The following is a 15,509-nucleotide window of genomic DNA, read 5'->3' on the forward strand; positions in this document are numbered from 1 at the left end:
GCCATTTCCATGAATCAAACCAAACCCAAGGCCGGCGCCGGCAAGGTGCTCAACCGGGTGCTCCGCTATATGCTCCGCTCCTACGGAGCCCTGTTCGCGCTGGTCATCCTGTGCATCCTGATCTCCGCCGTGGCCACCGTAATGGCCGCCACCTTCCCCCAGACCCTGGTGGACGACTACATTGTGCCCATGGTGAACAGCGGCTCCCGGGACTTCAGCGGACTGGCTGCCCAGATCGCCAAGCTGGCCTGCCTGATGGCGCTGGGCGTGGTGGCTGCCTTTGCCTACAACCGCATCATGGTCAACGTCAGCCAGGGCACCATGCGCCGGCTGCGCAACGACCTGTTCCGCAGCATGGAGTCCCTGCCCATCCAGTACTTTGACACCCACGCCCACGGCGACATCATGTCGGTGTACACCAACGATATCGACACCCTGCGGCAGCTGCTGAGCCAGAGCATTCCCCAGATCATCAACTCGGTGATCACCATGGTGGCCACCCTGGTGACCATGCTGTTCATCAACCCCGCCCTCACCGTGATCTCGGTACTTACCGCCCTGGTGATGCTGACCATTACCCAGTGCTTCTCCCGGCTGTCCGGCAAATACTATGTCCGGCAGCAGCGGGACCTGGGCATCGTGGACGGCTTTATCGAGGAGATGCTGGACGGCCAGAAGGTGGTCAAGGTCTTCTGCCATGAGGAGGCCGCCAAAGCCGATTTTGCCAAGGTGAACGAGGCCCTGCGCCAGAGCACCGACAAGGCCAACCGCTACGCCAACCTGCTCATGCCCATCAACAACAACATCGGTTGGCTCAGCTATGTGCTGGTGGCTATCGTAGGAGCCGTGCTGGGCATCAACGGTCTGGCGGGGGTCACTCTGGGCACGGTGGTCACCTTCGTGGGCCTGAACAAGAGCTTCACCCAGCCTATCACCCAGGTGAGCCAGCAGGTCAACTTCGTGGTCACTGCCGCCGCCGGTGCCCAGCGTGTCTTTGAGCTGATGGACCAGCAGCCTGAATCCGACGAGGGCTATGTGGAGCTGGTCAACGCCAAGGAGGGGGCGGACGGCCAGCTCACCGAGAGCAAGGAGCGCACCAACGTGTGGGCCTGGCGGCATCCCCATAAGGCCGACGGCACCGTCACCTACACCAAGCTGGAGGGCGGTGTGGTGCTGGACCACGTGGACTTCGGCTATGAGCCGGGTAAAATAGTGCTCCATGACATCAGCCTGTACGCCCATCCGGGACAGAAGATCGCCTTCGTGGGAGCCACCGGCGCCGGCAAGACCACTATCACCAACCTGATCAACCGGTTCTACGACATTGCCGACGGCAAGATCCGGTACGACGGCATCAACATCAACAAGATCAAAAAGTCCGACCTCCGCCGGTCCCTGGGCATCGTCCTCCAGGACACCCACCTCTTTACCGGCACGGTGATGGACAACATCCGTTACGGCAACCTGGATGCCACCGACGAGGAGTGCATCGCCGCCGCCCAGCTGGCCAACGCCGACGGCTTCATCCGCCGCCTGCCCGACGGGTATGACACCATGCTCACCGGCGACGGCGCCAACCTGTCCCAGGGCCAGCGGCAGCTCATTGCCATCGCCCGGGCCGCCGTGGCCGATCCTCCCGCCCTGATCCTGGACGAGGCCACCTCCTCCATCGACACCCGGACGGAAAAGCTGGTGCAGGACGGCATGGATGCCCTGATGACCGGGCGGACCACCTTCGTCATCGCCCACCGCCTGTCCACCGTCCGCAACTCCGATTGCATCATGGTCATGGAGCAGGGCCGCATCATCGAGTGGGGCACCCACGACCAGCTGATGGAGAAAAAAGGAAAGTATTATCAGCTCTATACCGGAAAGCCGGCCCAGGCTGCCGGCTGACGCAGGAACCCTCTTGCCTTTCCATAAAAAACCGTGTAGAATCTTGGTGCGGCCTCCCTTGGGGACCGCACCATTTTTCTGTTCAGGAGGGATATCCATGCGGCTGGGTCAGACCGGCGACATTACCCAGGGCGTCATCTGGAAACAGCTTCTGGCCTTTTTCTTTCCCCTGTGGTTCGGTACCTTCTTCCAGCAGCTGTACAATACAGTGGATACGGTGGTGGTGGGCCGGTTCGTGGGTAAGACCGCCCTGGCTGCCGTGGGTTCCACCAGCGTCATTGTCAACCTGACCGTGGGTATCTTTACCGGCCTGGCTGCCGGTGCGGTGGTGATCATTGCCCAGCGCTACGGCGCCCGGTTGGGAGAGGAAGTCCACAAAGGCGTCCACACCGCCATGCTGCTGGCCATTTTCATGGGCGCGGTCTTTATGATCGTCGGCTTCCTCCTTACTCCCTGGGCTCTGCGGGCCATGAATACCACCGAGGACGCCCTGCCCGGCGCAATTCTCTATCTGCGGGTCTTTTTCCTGGGCATGATCCCCAATCTGGTCTACAACATGGGTACCGGCGTACTGCGGGCGGTGGGAGATTCCCGCCGGCCTCTGTATTTCCTCATTGCCGCCTCTCTGTGCAATATCGTGCTGGATCTGCTGCTGGTGGTGGTGTTCCACCTGGGCGTGCTGGGTGTGGCTATCGCCACGGTGGCTTCTCAGCTGCTCTCCGCCGTGCTGGTGGTGCTCTCTCTCATGCGGGCCAACGGCGCGCCCTTCCAGCTCTTTCCCCGGGAGCTGGCCTTCCATGGCTCCCTCCTCCAGGCTATCCTGCGGGTGGGCGTGCCTACCGCCCTCCAGTCCGTGATGTACAACGCCTCCAATATCGTCATTCAGACCGCCATCAACTCCTTCGGCACCGACGCTGTGGCCGCCTGGACCGCCTATGGAAAAATGGACGTGATCTTCTGGATGACCATTACCGCCATGGCCCAGTCGGTGACCACCTTCGCCGGGCAGAACTACGGCGCAGGCAAGTATGACCGGCTGAAAAAGGGTGTAAGGATATCGGTGGGCATGAGCGCATTGATTACCCTGGGCATCAGCGTCATTATGGTGCTCTTTGCCCGGCCCATCCTTACCATCTTTACCCCTGACCACGACGTGCTGGAGATCGGAGTGGGCATGGTCCACTTCCTGGCCCCCAGTTATATCACCTACATCCTCATAGAACTGCTCTCCGGCGCCATCCGGGGAGCGGGCAAGTCCCTGGTGCCTACCCTGATTACCGTGTTCGGCGTGTGCGGTCTGCGGCTGCTGTGGCTGTTTACCGTGGTGCCCGTCTACCACACCATCAACATGGTGGCGGCCAGCTATCCCATTACCTGGACGGTCACCTCCATCGGCATGCTGGTCTACTACTGTTTGGGCAAATGGCTGGCGCCTCCCAAAGAGATGATTTAAAACAGAAAAACACCGGAACCTCCAAAAGGTTCCGGTGTTTTTTTCTGCCTGCTCCTCAGTCCCTGTCAGCGGTCTTTTCTCCCTAAAGTTTCTCTTGCAAAAATCGAACATATGTTGTATACTCTACTCGAACATAAGTTCTGATAAACAGAGGGAACTTTTCCACCGTTTGTGCCGTCTATGTGGATAAAGGGACATTGAGTCCATTCTATGGGACAGCAGACGTGGGATAATGTGCTTATCAAAGGAAGATGAGCAGGAGGGATCGCCATGGAGACCATTTATTATCGTCTGAACGCCGCCCGCATCACCGTAGAGGGAGACCGGAAGGTATCCGGAGGAGAAGAGGTGCGCTGTGTGGTCCTGCCCAAAAAGGCCAAGCCCGCCCCGGCGGAGGGGAAGGTGCTGGACTTTGAGGCCTACCGCCGGGCTCTGGAGCCGGAGGCGGTCTCCCCGGTGGAGGAGGACGCTGAGCCGGAGGAGGCTCCTGCGCCCAAGCGTTCCCTGTCCCCCTGGATCCTGGCGGATGTGTGCGCCTCGGCGGCGGTGGTGCTCTGCACTGCGCTGGCTGCCCTGGGGGTCCTGCTGGGCTGAAACTAGCAGAAAAATGACCGCGGCGGGCTTATGCCCCGCCGCGGTATTTGTTTCTGGTGGCAATCCCTCCCCGGATGTGCCGCTCGGCCTTGTTTTCATCCAGCACCTGCTTGACCTGGAGATAGAGGGTGCGATTGAAGGCGGGCAGCCGCTCGCTCAGGTCCTTGTGTTTCGTCGTGACGAATTAGAACGGTTTCGTCCAAGCCCAAATCACCGAACAGGCGCAGATAGATATCCACATTCCCGTCCTTGTCCACCTCGATTTTCTGGATGATCCGCTTGAGCTGGGCGTTGGTCATCTGCCGCACATCGGTGATGTCCTCAATTTCTTTGAAAGTTTGTTGCAGGACGCCTTCCAGCTGCTCACCTTTTGTCAGATGGTAAGACACCATTTTCAGCTCGTTTTCCAGCCGCTCGATCTCTTTCCGCATCCCGCCGATCTTATCATTGAGTTCCTCGCGGGAGATTAAATCGTCGGCGTACATATCCATATATTTTTGCCGTGTCTTTTGCAGTCTGGCAAGCTGGGCGGTCAGTTCCTTTTCATAGTTTAGGTTTTCATCCTTTGCCTTGTAGACCCGCTGGAATTCCCCCACTACATAGCGGATGACATTTTTCTTTGCTTTCAGCAACCCGGCGAAATATTCCTGCAAAACCTCAATGAGTTCATCCTCGTCCACCGTCACGGCGTTGGGGCAGTTGTCCGCCCCGCGCCCGTTGTGGCCGGAGCAGACCCAGCGGACATAGGTGTTCTTGTAGGTGCGGACGGTGCGCCGGAAAGACCAGCCGCACTCCTTGCACTTGATGAGGGTGGAGAACAGGTATTTGTTGCTTTGCCGTTCTTTATCCACTTTGAACGCCTTGCCGCGGGACTGCATGATTTGCTGGGCCCGCTCAAAGGTTTCCGGGTCAATGATCCGCAGGTCTGGCCGCTCCACCACCATCCATTCCGAAGCGTCCTTGTCCGCCCGTTGGCCGGTTAAAAAGTCGGTCACTTCCTGCTTGCCGTTGATGATTTTCCCGGTATAGAGTTCGTTGGTCAGGATGCGGCAGACACCGTTCTGGCTCCATTGGCAGTTCCGCTTTGTCCGCAGGCCGCGCTCATTGAGGAAGATAGAGATTTTTGCCGCCCCATAGCCGTCCTTAATATACCACTCATAAATCTGGCGGACAACTGCCGCTTCCTCCTCGTTGATTGCGAGGTTGAAGTAATCCCCGATGATCTTATCATACCCGTAGACGATGTTGGGGACTCTTCCCTTCTCAGCGTTCATTTTCTTGCCGAATTTCACCCGCTTGGAGGTATTGGCGCTCTCCTCCTGGGCCAGGGCCCCGAAGATCGTCAGCACAAATTCGCTGTTGCCCATACTGGTCATGTTGGCGGTCAAAAACTGGGTTTCGATTCCCAACGCTTTCAGCTTGCGGACATTTTGCAAAAGGTCAACTGTATTCCGGGCAAAGCGTGAGATGTCCTTGACCACCACCATATCAAACAGGCCATGCTCCGCGTCCGACATCATCCGCAAAAACTCTTTTCGGTTTTTGATTTTTGTCCCGGAAATACCCTCGTCGGCATACAGCCGCACCAGGTTGTCCCCGGTGCGCTTGGTGTATTCTGAAAAGAACTCCTTCTGTGCCTCCAGGCTGTTGAGCTGATCTTCTTTATCGGTGGAAACGCGGCAGTAAGCAGCGATATTCATAGCAAAACCTCTCTGTTAAAATCAAACCGTTCTGTTACATCCCTATTTTATCATGTGCTGTTTAGGATTGCAATAGGGAAAGGGGCGCCCCGCTTATGCAGGGTGCCCCTCGTTTTCCTTTTTGCCGGAACCGTCCGCCGTATCTGCGGCAGCCTGTATGGCAAGCTGTACCTTTTCCTGGTTTGCTTCCATAAAGATTTTCAGTAAGTAATCGGCGGTAGCTGCCGTTGGGTTAGGGTTATGGAACCGGTAATTGAGTTTCCTCTTTTTCACAGCAGCTTCCCACCTCCCCTTTGCTGCCTGCCCTTTGTCCATGTCTATGAAAACAAGGCGGAAAATAGTACCTGATAGGGTTATCAAAGATCATGCCCCCGGCGGGGTCGCTGTGCCTGCCCTAATTCCCTGCGGATTTCCGGCGGGATGCGGTCAAGCAGCCTTTGCATATTTTCCAGTTCACTTTCCAGCTTTGCCCGTTCCATGCGGTCTTTCATCTTTCCGCTTTCGCTGGCCTTTGCCCTTGCTTCCAGCTTTTGATTTTCTTCCAAAAGGTCTTTGATCGTGACTTTGTATTTTTTCAGCTGCCCGGAGAAGTCCTCCATCTGCGGGAACCACTTTTTCAGCATGGAGAGGGCTTCTTCCTTTTTCTTTCCGGCGTTCAGCGGGTTTATGCCGTCAAGGGCGGCTTCGATGGCTCTGGCCCGTTTGGAGAGAGAAACCGCCTGTTTGAACAGCCGGGTGGGGATATGCTTCCGGCCTGTCTTGCTGGCGCTCTCCCCGCGCTCCAAATCCGGGTATTTCTCCACCATGTAGGCGTGGAAGTCATCCTGCCATTTCGTCAGGTTTGCCCGGTTACCGATGATTTCTTTGGCGCACAGGCGGTTGTCCTTTGTTAGCGGCACAAAGGTCAAATGCAGGTGGGGCGATTTCTCGTCCATGTGTACCACCGCCGACACGATATTTTCCCGGCCTACCCGGTCAATGAGGAAATCCGCCGCTCGCTGGAAAAATGCCTGTATTTCTTTTGTGGATTTCCCCTTGAAAAACTCCGGACTGGCAGTAATCAGGGTATCGACAAACCGGGTACTGTCCTTGCGGGTACGGCATCCAGCCTGCTCAATGCGGCTCTGAATGAAGTGGTAATAGCATCCCTCCGGCTTGACGATATGGAAGTTGTACTTGCTCTTGGCTGTATCAATGTCGGGATTGCTGGCATACTGCTCTTTCTGCCGTTCGTGATGGGCTTCCAGCGGCCTTGCCGGGTTGCCTTTGTGCTTCTCAAAACGCAAAATTGCGTGTTGTGCCATGAAACTCCTTTCCCCATTCCTTTCCCATCCGGGGTTTTCCACAGGGAAAACCCCGCAGGAAATAGCTCGGATAGGATTGGAATGGATAGAATCTAAATCAATCTTTTAATCTTTGTATTTCTATATACCGTCCGGTTTCCGTACTTCTCAAGGGTGATTTCCGTACTTTATGGGTACGGTTTTCAGCCCTCCGGCGTACCATAACCGGATTTCTTGAAGTCGGTGTTTGAAACCGCTTCATAGGATTTTGGGTAAATGCGGTTGGGTTTTCCACAGCCCTGCTTCTGGATCTCCACCAGCCCGGCGTATTGCAGTTCCCGCAGGGTATTCACCGCCTTTTGCCGCCCACAGCGGAGCAGGTCTACCACCTCACAGATGGGATAGTACAGATAAATCCGCCCGCATTCGTCCGCCCACCCATTTTTCCGGGATAACTCCGCCCGTCGCAGGATAAAGGCGTACAGCAGCTTTGCCTCGTTGGACAGAGGCTGGAATGTAGGGGCTTCAAAAAGGAAATTGGGGAGCCGGGTGAAGCTGAACGCCTGTTCCGGCTGATGAATGTAAATCGTGTTTGTCATAGCGTGTTTTGTGGACGATTAGAAGCCCGTTTTCCGGGGTGGGCGATAGTTTATACCACCCGCCCCGGTTTGGGGCTTGCGAAGCCTGATAAATCAAGGCTTTTTTCACTCCTAACTGTCCACACAAGACCTCCTTTTCCGTTCACTTTCTGTTTTCTGCCGCCTGTGAACACTGGCGGCACAGCCGTGGCAGTATTTAGCCCGGTTGGATTTGGGGACGAACACGCTACCGCAGACCGCACAGCGTTTCAAGTCCTTGTCCCGGAAAATCTCTGCTTCCAACGCCCCGTCCAGCGGCAAGACCGCCCATCGGAACCACTTGCAGCAGACCGAGAAAGAAACCGTCTGCGGGCAGGTGCAGGCGTCCCCATCATCAAGGGCAATGCAGTTGCCGTCCTCACAGCAACAGCACTCCCGGCGTATCAGGGCGCTTGCCCGTTTCCGCTGCGCTGGTGTCATGCGGTAAAGGGAACCGTCTGGCCTGCGTTCCAGCGGCGGCAAAGTTTTGGTAGGATGGATGCTGACCCCTCTTTTCTTGTTGTATTCAACCGGTTGTGAGATCAGTTTATCATGAAAAAATGCAATTCCCGTTTTTCTGCGGGAATTGCATTTATGCCATCGTGTAGACCTTCAAAATTGTAAATCTGCAATTACTGCTATTCCTAAATGTGGAATGGTGTGGTAAACTGAAAGAAATACAGGCAAGGAGGGGGAAATATGGCGGCAAAACAGTTTGAGGAACATCCAGGCGACCGGATTGGCGATTTGAGGACGAACCTGGGGATGACAAAGAAAGAATTGAGCCGGAAAACCGGGATCGATGCATCCCAGATCACCCGCATTGAAAATGGCAGCCTCAAAACTATCAGCAGCGATTATCTGATAAAGCTGGCAAAGGAATTGAAAACATCTACGGATTATATCCTGGGCCTTACCCCTGTCAGCGTCCCGAAAAGCTATGATATTTCTGAACTGGGCCTGTCTAATGAAGCGGTTAAAAGGCTTGTGACGGGCGCTATCGATGTACAAATCCTCAATCGTTTGTTAGAACACAGGAATTTCCCCAAACTGATAGATTTGATACGGATATATTTTCAGGACACGGCAGCAAAGGGGATAATGGCACGAAACCAGATTATCGAGATGGCAACGGCTTCCCTGTCTGACCTGATGAAAGAACACCCGGAATATCGGGCAGAAGCAAAGCCGGATTTGCAGCTTTTGAACGCCCAGAAGATGGGGGAACATGAAGCGGAGATTGAAAAAATCAAGAATGTGTTCCTTACCATCCTGCGGGATGTTAAAAAAGATATGGATAGCGGTGGACAGCCGGGAGAAGTAGCCACCGCCGCAATGCTTCAGACCATGAGGGATACACTGGCGGAACAGAAGCAAAACCCGCTTACCATAGACGATGTAACAAAAATAGTTGCTGGACAGATCGGACAGCTTGCCCCGATGGACGAGGAAACTGCCGACCTGTTCCAGCAGTTGGCGAAAAGGATGATTGAGCAGGTGGAAAAATAGAAACATCGGTTGTAGCGGATAGCTTTGTGTGTTACAATGAAGATGGATTATTTTGATTACTTTTTCCGAACTTTAGAAAGCGAGGTGTACTGATGAACCCAGTTTTGAAATATCGTGGAGGAAAATCGAGAGAAATTCCCCGCTTTCTTCAATATATACCAGATGATTTCAACCGCTATATTGAGCCTTTTTTTGGCGGCGGAGCCGTTTACTTTTATCTCGAACCTGATACTGCAATTATCAACGATGCTAATACGCGGCTAATGACATTTTATCAGCAGCTGAGAGATGACTATCCAACCATGCGTACACAGCTTGATACACTTCAACAATTATACGAAGCTAACCAAGCAGAATTTAAGAGATTAAAAGCATTGACCCCTGATGAGAGGGTTCCCAACGCAAATGAAGATCTATACTATCGCATGAGGGAGTTGTTTAACCATCCTGACGATACCTATTTAGATGGAGTTTTATACTTCTTCATCAATAAAACGGCATATTCTGGAATGATTCGCTATAATAACAACGGAGAATATAATGTTCCGTTTGGCCGTTATCCAAATCTCAATACCAGATTAGTAACGCAACAACATAGCGAATTGTTACAAAGAGCGGAATTGTTTAATCTTGATTACAATGATATATTCAATATGGCCGAGGCTGATGACTTTATCTTCCTTGACCCGCCGTATGACTGCGTTTTCAATGATTATGGCAATATTGATATGATGAACGGTTTCGATGAGGCAGAACATAGGCGTTTAGCTGCTGATTTTAGAAATTTGCCGTGTCGTGCTCTAATGGTAATAGGGAAAACGCCCTTAACCGAAGAATTGTATGGAGGGTATATATTTGATGAGTATTATAAGAACTACTCAGTCAATATAAAAAATCGATTTAACAACGATAAAATGCACATTATCGTTAAAAATTATTAACAGGAGGTGTCGTTGTGGCAAGAATTGATAATAAATTGCTGTTCTTTACTACTTCACCGAGGACACCTGCTAAGATGATCCCTGAAATAAAACTTTTGTCTGAAAGGTTTTCAGGAAAGCCATGGAACAAACTAACCCAAGAAGAATTTATAGACGAATTGGCTCAAAGCGATTTTTTTGAAGGAAAAGGATCACCGTCTGATAAGGCTTTTAGTGCTCGAGATCGTATCAATCGAGCACCAAAGGCTTTAGGTTTTATCGATCTAAATCCCTGTGTGGCATTAACTGAAGCAGGGAATTCTTTCATTTACGGGAAGCGTCCACAGGAGATATTTTTACGGCAGTTACTAAAGTTTCAGTTACCTTCTCCATATCATTCGGAGAACAGAAATATTGTAGGGACTTTTTATATTCGACCTTATCTTGAAATCTTACGACTGGTTCGAGAATTAGAATATATTACTTTTGATGAATTCAAAATATTTGCCGTTCAAATGACAGATTATCACAAATTTGAAGCGATAAGAGATTCTATTTTGCGATTCAGGGAAGAAAAATCTCAAAATAGAGGGCAATACAAGCGTTTTGTTAACGATATATGGGAAAATGCAATATTAGAAATACATAAAGATAGGATTGCGGCTGGTAAAACGAGAACAAGAGAGACTAACGACGCCAGCCTCAAAAAATTTATTGCTACGCAAAAAAGCAATATGAGAGATTATGCAGATGCTTGTTTCAGATATTTGAGATATACTGGACTAATCTCCATTTCACACAAAAGTCGGTCTATATCAATTTTTGAGGATAAGATTGTCGAAGTAGATTTTATCCTTTCGACAGTATCACGCGACCCTGTTTATATTGATGATGCAAATGCTTACAAGGCATATTTATTTTCTGCTAACTCTCCTGTTCTCTATACAGATAACGAAGCCAATATTGTGGATGTCCTTATGCGTATTGGCTCTTTCACAAGACGAGAATTAGCTGGGAAACCCATTGAAGAACTAAAAGATTTACGCGACGATATAGTTAAACAGCACAAAGATGCTGTTATTCATGAGCAAGTGGCCGAGATAAAGTCCTATGCTCTGTATTCAGAAATCATAGATACATTCAACGAAATTATTGCCGATGAATATTATGACGCTCCTTTGATGTTTGAGTATAACACATGGCGAGCTATGACAATGCTTGACGGTGGAAATATCAAAGGCAACTTCAATTTTGATGATGCCGGACAACCGCTGTCTACTGCGGCTGGAAATATGCCGGATATTGAATGTGACTATGATGATTTTGCCCTATCCGTAGAAGTGACATTACAGTCCGGTCAACGCCAGTACGAATCGGAAGGAGAGCCCGTTGCACGACATTACGGACAATTAAAAAAGAAAAGCGGAAAAGAAACCTACTGTCTTTTTATCGCGCCAACAATCAACGCAGCGACTTTAGCGCATTTTTATGGATTAAACCATCTTTCTATTGCGCTCTATGGCGGGAAGTCTAAAATTATCCCGTTAGAATTAGACCAGTTCATGCGTCTTATTGAGAATTCGTACAATTACGAAACTCAGCCAGAGCCAAAAGACATTCGACGTTTTCTTGATTACGCCATTATGCTATGTGAAAAAGCAACTGATGAAAACAACTGGCGTTCTGGCATCCAAGCTTGTGTTGATATGTGGCTGGCATCATAAAATAGCAAAGGCGGGAAAGCCCTAAAATGGCTTCCCGCCTATTTCAATTTTGCGAGGGAGACCGCTCCTAAATTAAAAGAATGCGGCCATGCACTTTGAGGGATTAGCCGCCTTGTCTGCCCGTTCAGCGGGACTGAGGGCGACAGTCAAGACCGGATGTAAACCCGTTTATTTCAGCCTTGACGGTTGTCCGCTGTCCTGCTACTTTTCCGGGAGTGTGGCCACAACTTCGGGATATTTTGTCCACAAGTCGGAGCGCAGGACGAGGGACGGAGGCTTTCATATACCTGCCGCCGTTCTCTGAAACCAGCCTGATTTTTGTTCATTCCCATCCACAAAAAGTCAGCCTGGTTTCCTGCCGGAGCAAGTGGATCGCAAAAAGCACCGCGCCCCGCTCTCTCCGCCAGCCACGCCAGCAGGTATAACACACTACACTTTGCGTTGCAAAGTCGTGTGCCAAAGGGATATCCCCTTTGGAAACCCCTATTTTGTCGGGAAGCTGGTACAGCCTGCATAGGAGCAGCTGTACCCATTCCCTCCAAAACGAAATAGGCGGCATAGGCCAGCCCGTCCCCGGTGCTGATCTATGCCGCCTATTTGCTGATATGGCCGCTTACTGGATCGCCCATATCAACCGTTCTAATTTATTACTTCCGTATGCACCGTGGATTTGCTGATGCCGAACTTCTTGGCCGCGCCGCGCACCGTCGCTTTGTTCTCTATGATGTAAAGCGCCAGCCGGCAGGCGCGCTCCTCGATGTTCCCTTTCACACAGCAACACTCCCCGCAATGTTTCTCACGGGGCATGTATATGCGCCCACGCCGCCGGAGATTCCCCTTTCCCGCCGGAGGGAAATGGAGTATACTAGGAAAAAAGAAAGGGGGGAGGCCTGTGCTGGACTTTCGCATGGATACCTTTCTGGAGGTGTGCCGGTGCAGAAACTACACCCGGGCGGCGGAGAATTTGAATATCACCCAGCCGGCGGTGACGCAGCATATCCAGTATTTGCAGAATTACTACGGCGTTAAGCTGTTTATTTATCGGAACAAGCAGCTCACCCTCACCCCGGAGGGCGAGCTGCTCCAGCGGGCTGCCCTCACCATGCGCCACGACGAGGAGAAGCTGAAGCGGGATATGGGGGACCTGAAGGCGGGACGGCGGTCCATCCGCTTCGGAGCCACCCTCACCATCGGGGAGTACCTGCTGCCTCAGCGGGTGGCCGACTACATGAAGCGCAATCCTGCCACCGATGTGCACATGGTGGTGGAGGACACCAAGAGCCTGCTGCGGCGGCTCAACGAGGGAGAGCTGGACTTCGCAGTGGTGGAGGGCTATTTCCACAAGAGCGAGTATGACTATATCCTCTGGTCTTATGAGCCCTACATCTGCGTCCGGAGTCCCGGCTACCCCCTGCCTGAGGGTTCGCTCCACCTGCGGGACCTGTTTTCCCAGGAGCTGATCCTCCGCAACGACGGGTCGGGCACCCGGGACGTATTGGTGAAGGCCCTGGAGGGGATGAACTACCACCTGTCCGACTTCCGCCACATCATCGAGATCAGCGACCTGTTTGTCATCAAGGAGCTGGTCAAGCGTGGCTGCGGCATTACCTTCCTCTACCACAAGGCGGTGGAGCGGGAGCTGGCCGACGGCTCCATCCTCCAGGTGGAGCTGGCCGATTTTCAGGTCTCCCACGAGTTTACCTTCCTGTGGCGGAAGGACAGCGTATTTGAGGAGGAATTCCGACAGGTTTTTCGGGAATTATCCGGCCAATAAATCATTTTTTAGCAGAAAAGAGAACTATTTAAGCCGCATTTCGTTCTTTCAGACGGAATGCGGCTTCTTTTGCTTATGCCATTAGAAAAGATTATGAAAGCATAATAAAATAAAAGTTTCCTTTTGGGTGCGGACAATGTTATTTTATTAACAGAATCTAATTTATTTTTATTAAGGAGGTACGGAGCATGGGTTTCTCCCTCACCGCCGCTCAGGCGGACGCCGTGCTGAGCGCACTCAAGAAGGACTACCGGATCTACGCCCCCAAGCGCTTCCCCAAGGCGGGCCGCTATTCCGACACGGATGTGGTGAAGTACGCCGAGGTGGACTGCTTTGCCGACATCGTGTGGGACGTGAAGTCCGACTACCCCGCCAAAGAGGTCATCACCCCCATCCAGCAGGCCATCTTCTACTTCACTGAGGACGAGTACCGGGCCAGCAAGGTCAAGGAGAAGCCCATCCTCATCCTGGCCCGCCCCTGCGACATCAACGCCCAGCACATCCAGGCCAAGATCTACGCCGGTAACGGCGGCTATGAGGACCTGTACTACAAGCGGGTCCGGGACCTGGTGAAGTTCGCCATGATGGAGTGCAACGGCGGCGACGACACCTGCTTCTGCGTGTCCATGGGCACCAACAAGACCGACGACTACTCCCTGGCCCTGAAGTTCTCCGCTAACGGCGTGCAGGTGCAGGTCACCGACGACACCTTTGCCCCCTACTTTGCCGGTATGACCGAGACCGACTACACCCCTGCCTTCGTGGAGGAGAACGAGCTGAAGGTCACCGTACCCGACCTGGACGACAAGGCTGTGCGCCTGGCTCTGAAGAGCCACCCCATGTGGAAGGAATTCAACAGCCGCTGCATCTCCTGCGGCGCCTGCACTGTGGCCTGCTCCACCTGCACCTGCTTCACCACCCGTGACGTGATCTACGGCGACAACCCCGAGGTGGGCGAGCGCCGCCGGGTCACCGCCTCCTGCCAGATCGCCGGCTTTGATCAGATGGCCGGGCAGAAGGAGTTCCGCTCCACCGCCGGGGACCGGATGCGCTACAAGGTGCTCCACAAGTTCCACGACTACAAGGCCCGCTTTGGTGAGCAGCACATGTGCGTGGGCTGCGGCCGCTGCACTCACCGCTGCCCGGAGCTCATTTCCATCTCCGCTACCGTCAACAAGGTCAACGCCGCTGTGGAAGAGATCAAGGCTTCCATGGCCAATCAGTAAGGGAGGGCAGAAGCTATGATGAATCCCGTGCAGCCTCAGGCCTGTACCATCCTGAGCGTCAAGAAAGAGAGTGTCCACGAGTGGACCTTCCGCGTGGCCACCGACGCCAAGCCCGCCCACGGCCAGTTCATGCAGCTGTCCATCCCCATGATCGGCGAGGCTCCCATCTCCGTGTCCGCCCAGGGGGACGGCTGGCTGGAGTTCACCATCCGCTCCGTAGGTAAGGTCACCAACGTGATTTTCCAGAAGGAAGCCGGCGACACCCTCTTCCTCCGGGGCCCCTACGGCAAGGGCTGGCCTGTGGAGCAGTTCAAGGGCAAGCACCTGGTGGTCATCACCGGCGGCACCGGCCTGGCTCCCGTCCGCTCTATGCTGAACATGCTGGCGGACGACCCCGACTATGTCAAGTCCGTCCACCTGATCTCCGGCTTCAAGAATGAGGAGGGCATCGTCTTCCACAGCGAGCTGGAGGCCTGGAAGGACAAGTTCTCCACCATCTACGCCCTGGACAACGACGCCAAGGAGGGCTGGCGCACCGGCCTGGTCACCACCTTCGTGAAGGAGATCCCCTTCGATTCCTTCGACGGCAACTACGCCGTTGTGGTGGTGGGTCCCCCGCCCATGATGAAGTTCACCGGCCTGGAGCTGATGAACAACGGCGTGGACGCCGAGAAGGTGTGGATGAGCTTCGAGCGCAAGATGTCCTGCGCCGTGGGCAAGTGCGGCCACTGCCGCATCGACGAGGTGTATGTATGCCTGGACGGCCCCGTGTTCCCCTACACCGTGGCCCGTGACCTGGTGGACTGAGAAAGG

The 15,509-nt window shown here is 53.3% G+C and carries 13 protein-coding genes and 3 pseudogenes; 9 read left to right on the top strand and 7 right to left on the bottom strand.

Annotation, left to right across the window (positions count from 1 at the left end; all coding sequences use genetic code 11):
• Positions 1–9 precede the first annotated feature (9 nt).
• The 3 genes from ACTNB1_RS07485 to ACTNB1_RS07495 all read left to right on the top strand — a co-directional run bounded on the left by ACTNB1_RS07485 (position 10) and on the right by ACTNB1_RS07495 (position 3,943).
• On the top strand, positions 10–1,896 hold the full coding sequence (locus ACTNB1_RS07485) for an ABC transporter ATP-binding protein (protein ID WP_441168637.1): 1,887 nt from the start codon (positions 10–12) through the stop codon (positions 1,894–1,896).
• 97 nt (positions 1,897–1,993) lie between these two features.
• Positions 1,994–3,349, top strand: coding sequence for an MATE family efflux transporter (locus tag ACTNB1_RS07490; RefSeq protein WP_441168638.1), 1,356 nt, complete (start codon positions 1,994–1,996; stop codon positions 3,347–3,349).
• A gap of 270 nt (positions 3,350–3,619) precedes the next feature.
• Complete coding sequence (locus tag ACTNB1_RS07495; RefSeq protein WP_441168639.1) at positions 3,620–3,943, top strand: hypothetical protein; 324 nt, start codon at positions 3,620–3,622, stop codon at positions 3,941–3,943.
• 28 nt (positions 3,944–3,971) lie between these two features.
• Here the strand turns inward: ACTNB1_RS07495 and ACTNB1_RS07500 are convergent.
• The 6 genes and pseudogenes from ACTNB1_RS07500 to ACTNB1_RS07525 form a co-directional block, all read right to left on the bottom strand.
• A pseudogene (locus ACTNB1_RS07500) lies at positions 3,972–4,121 on the bottom strand (sporulation transcriptional regulator SpoIIID); the annotation flags it as partial.
• 484 nt (positions 4,122–4,605) lie between these two features.
• A pseudogene (locus tag ACTNB1_RS07505) lies at positions 4,606–5,643 on the bottom strand (recombinase family protein); the annotation flags it as partial.
• A gap of 93 nt (positions 5,644–5,736) precedes the next feature.
• Positions 5,737–5,916, bottom strand: a complete 180-nt coding sequence (locus ACTNB1_RS07510; RefSeq protein WP_441168640.1) for a hypothetical protein — start codon at positions 5,914–5,916, stop codon at positions 5,737–5,739.
• 83 nt (positions 5,917–5,999) lie between these two features.
• A complete protein-coding gene (gene mobV, locus ACTNB1_RS07515) occupies positions 6,000–6,947 on the bottom strand; it encodes a MobV family relaxase (RefSeq protein ID WP_441168641.1) in 948 nt (315 codons plus the stop codon).
• A 182-nt stretch (positions 6,948–7,129) separates the two neighbouring features.
• Positions 7,130–7,525, bottom strand: a complete 396-nt coding sequence (locus tag ACTNB1_RS07520) for a replication initiator protein A (RefSeq protein WP_441168642.1) — start codon at positions 7,523–7,525, stop codon at positions 7,130–7,132.
• Between the two features lie 111 nt (positions 7,526–7,636).
• Positions 7,637–8,044, bottom strand: a complete 408-nt coding sequence (locus tag ACTNB1_RS07525) for a cysteine-rich VLP domain-containing protein (protein WP_441168715.1) — start codon at positions 8,042–8,044, stop codon at positions 7,637–7,639.
• Positions 8,045–8,242: 198 nt separating this feature from the next.
• On the opposite strand from ACTNB1_RS07525, the gene ACTNB1_RS07530 reads away from it, so the two are divergent.
• The 3 genes from ACTNB1_RS07530 to ACTNB1_RS07540 all read left to right on the top strand — a co-directional run bounded on the left by ACTNB1_RS07530 (position 8,243) and on the right by ACTNB1_RS07540 (position 11,696).
• On the top strand, positions 8,243–9,052 hold the full coding sequence (locus ACTNB1_RS07530) for a helix-turn-helix domain-containing protein (RefSeq protein ID WP_441168643.1): 810 nt from the start codon (positions 8,243–8,245) through the stop codon (positions 9,050–9,052).
• 92 nt (positions 9,053–9,144) lie between these two features.
• A complete protein-coding gene (locus ACTNB1_RS07535) occupies positions 9,145–9,993 on the top strand; it encodes a DNA adenine methylase (protein WP_412569580.1) in 849 nt (282 codons plus the stop codon).
• Between the two features lie 14 nt (positions 9,994–10,007).
• On the top strand, positions 10,008–11,696 hold the full coding sequence (locus ACTNB1_RS07540; RefSeq protein WP_441168644.1) for an AlwI family type II restriction endonuclease: 1,689 nt from the start codon (positions 10,008–10,010) through the stop codon (positions 11,694–11,696).
• 648 nt (positions 11,697–12,344) lie between these two features.
• Here ACTNB1_RS07540 and ACTNB1_RS07545 read toward each other — a convergent pair.
• Positions 12,345–12,467: pseudogene (locus ACTNB1_RS07545) on the bottom strand (sporulation transcriptional regulator SpoIIID); the annotation flags it as partial.
• Positions 12,468–12,588: 121 nt separating this feature from the next.
• Here ACTNB1_RS07545 and ACTNB1_RS07550 point away from each other — a divergent pair.
• The 3 genes from ACTNB1_RS07550 (at position 12,589) to asrB (ending at position 15,503) form a co-directional block, all read left to right on the top strand.
• On the top strand, positions 12,589–13,470 hold the full coding sequence (locus tag ACTNB1_RS07550) for a LysR family transcriptional regulator (RefSeq protein ID WP_441168645.1): 882 nt from the start codon (positions 12,589–12,591) through the stop codon (positions 13,468–13,470).
• A gap of 188 nt (positions 13,471–13,658) precedes the next feature.
• On the top strand, positions 13,659–14,696 hold the full coding sequence (gene asrA, locus ACTNB1_RS07555; protein WP_441168646.1) for an anaerobic sulfite reductase subunit AsrA: 1,038 nt from the start codon (positions 13,659–13,661) through the stop codon (positions 14,694–14,696).
• A gap of 15 nt (positions 14,697–14,711) precedes the next feature.
• Positions 14,712–15,503, top strand: a complete 792-nt coding sequence (gene asrB / locus ACTNB1_RS07560) for an anaerobic sulfite reductase subunit AsrB (RefSeq protein ID WP_441168647.1) — start codon at positions 14,712–14,714, stop codon at positions 15,501–15,503.
• The last annotated feature ends 6 nt before the right edge of the window (positions 15,504–15,509 follow it).

It is taken from the genome of Flavonifractor sp. HCP28S3_F3, from assembly GCF_052065355.1.
Taxonomy (GTDB): Bacteria; Bacillota; Clostridia; order Oscillospirales; family Oscillospiraceae; genus Flavonifractor.

What these genes read in the sequence shown, in the direction of transcription:
- ACTNB1_RS07485 (WP_441168637.1), top strand. Translation starts at nt 10, where the DNA reads ATGAATCAAACCAAACCCAAGGCCGGCGCCGGCAAGGTGCTCAACCGG.
- ACTNB1_RS07490 (WP_441168638.1), top strand. Translation starts at nt 1,994, where the DNA reads ATGCGGCTGGGTCAGACCGGCGACATTACCCAGGGCGTCATCTGGAAA.
- ACTNB1_RS07495 (WP_441168639.1), top strand. Translation starts at nt 3,620, where the DNA reads ATGGAGACCATTTATTATCGTCTGAACGCCGCCCGCATCACCGTAGAG.
- mobV (WP_441168641.1), bottom strand. Translation starts at nt 6,947, where the DNA reads ATGGCACAACACGCAATTTTGCGTTTTGAGAAGCACAAAGGCAACCCG.
- ACTNB1_RS07520 (WP_441168642.1), bottom strand. Translation starts at nt 7,525, where the DNA reads ATGACAAACACGATTTACATTCATCAGCCGGAACAGGCGTTCAGCTTC.
- ACTNB1_RS07530 (WP_441168643.1), top strand. Translation starts at nt 8,243, where the DNA reads ATGGCGGCAAAACAGTTTGAGGAACATCCAGGCGACCGGATTGGCGAT.
- ACTNB1_RS07535 (WP_412569580.1), top strand. Translation starts at nt 9,145, where the DNA reads ATGAACCCAGTTTTGAAATATCGTGGAGGAAAATCGAGAGAAATTCCC.
- asrA (WP_441168646.1), top strand. Translation starts at nt 13,659, where the DNA reads ATGGGTTTCTCCCTCACCGCCGCTCAGGCGGACGCCGTGCTGAGCGCA.
- asrB (WP_441168647.1), top strand. Translation starts at nt 14,712, where the DNA reads ATGATGAATCCCGTGCAGCCTCAGGCCTGTACCATCCTGAGCGTCAAG.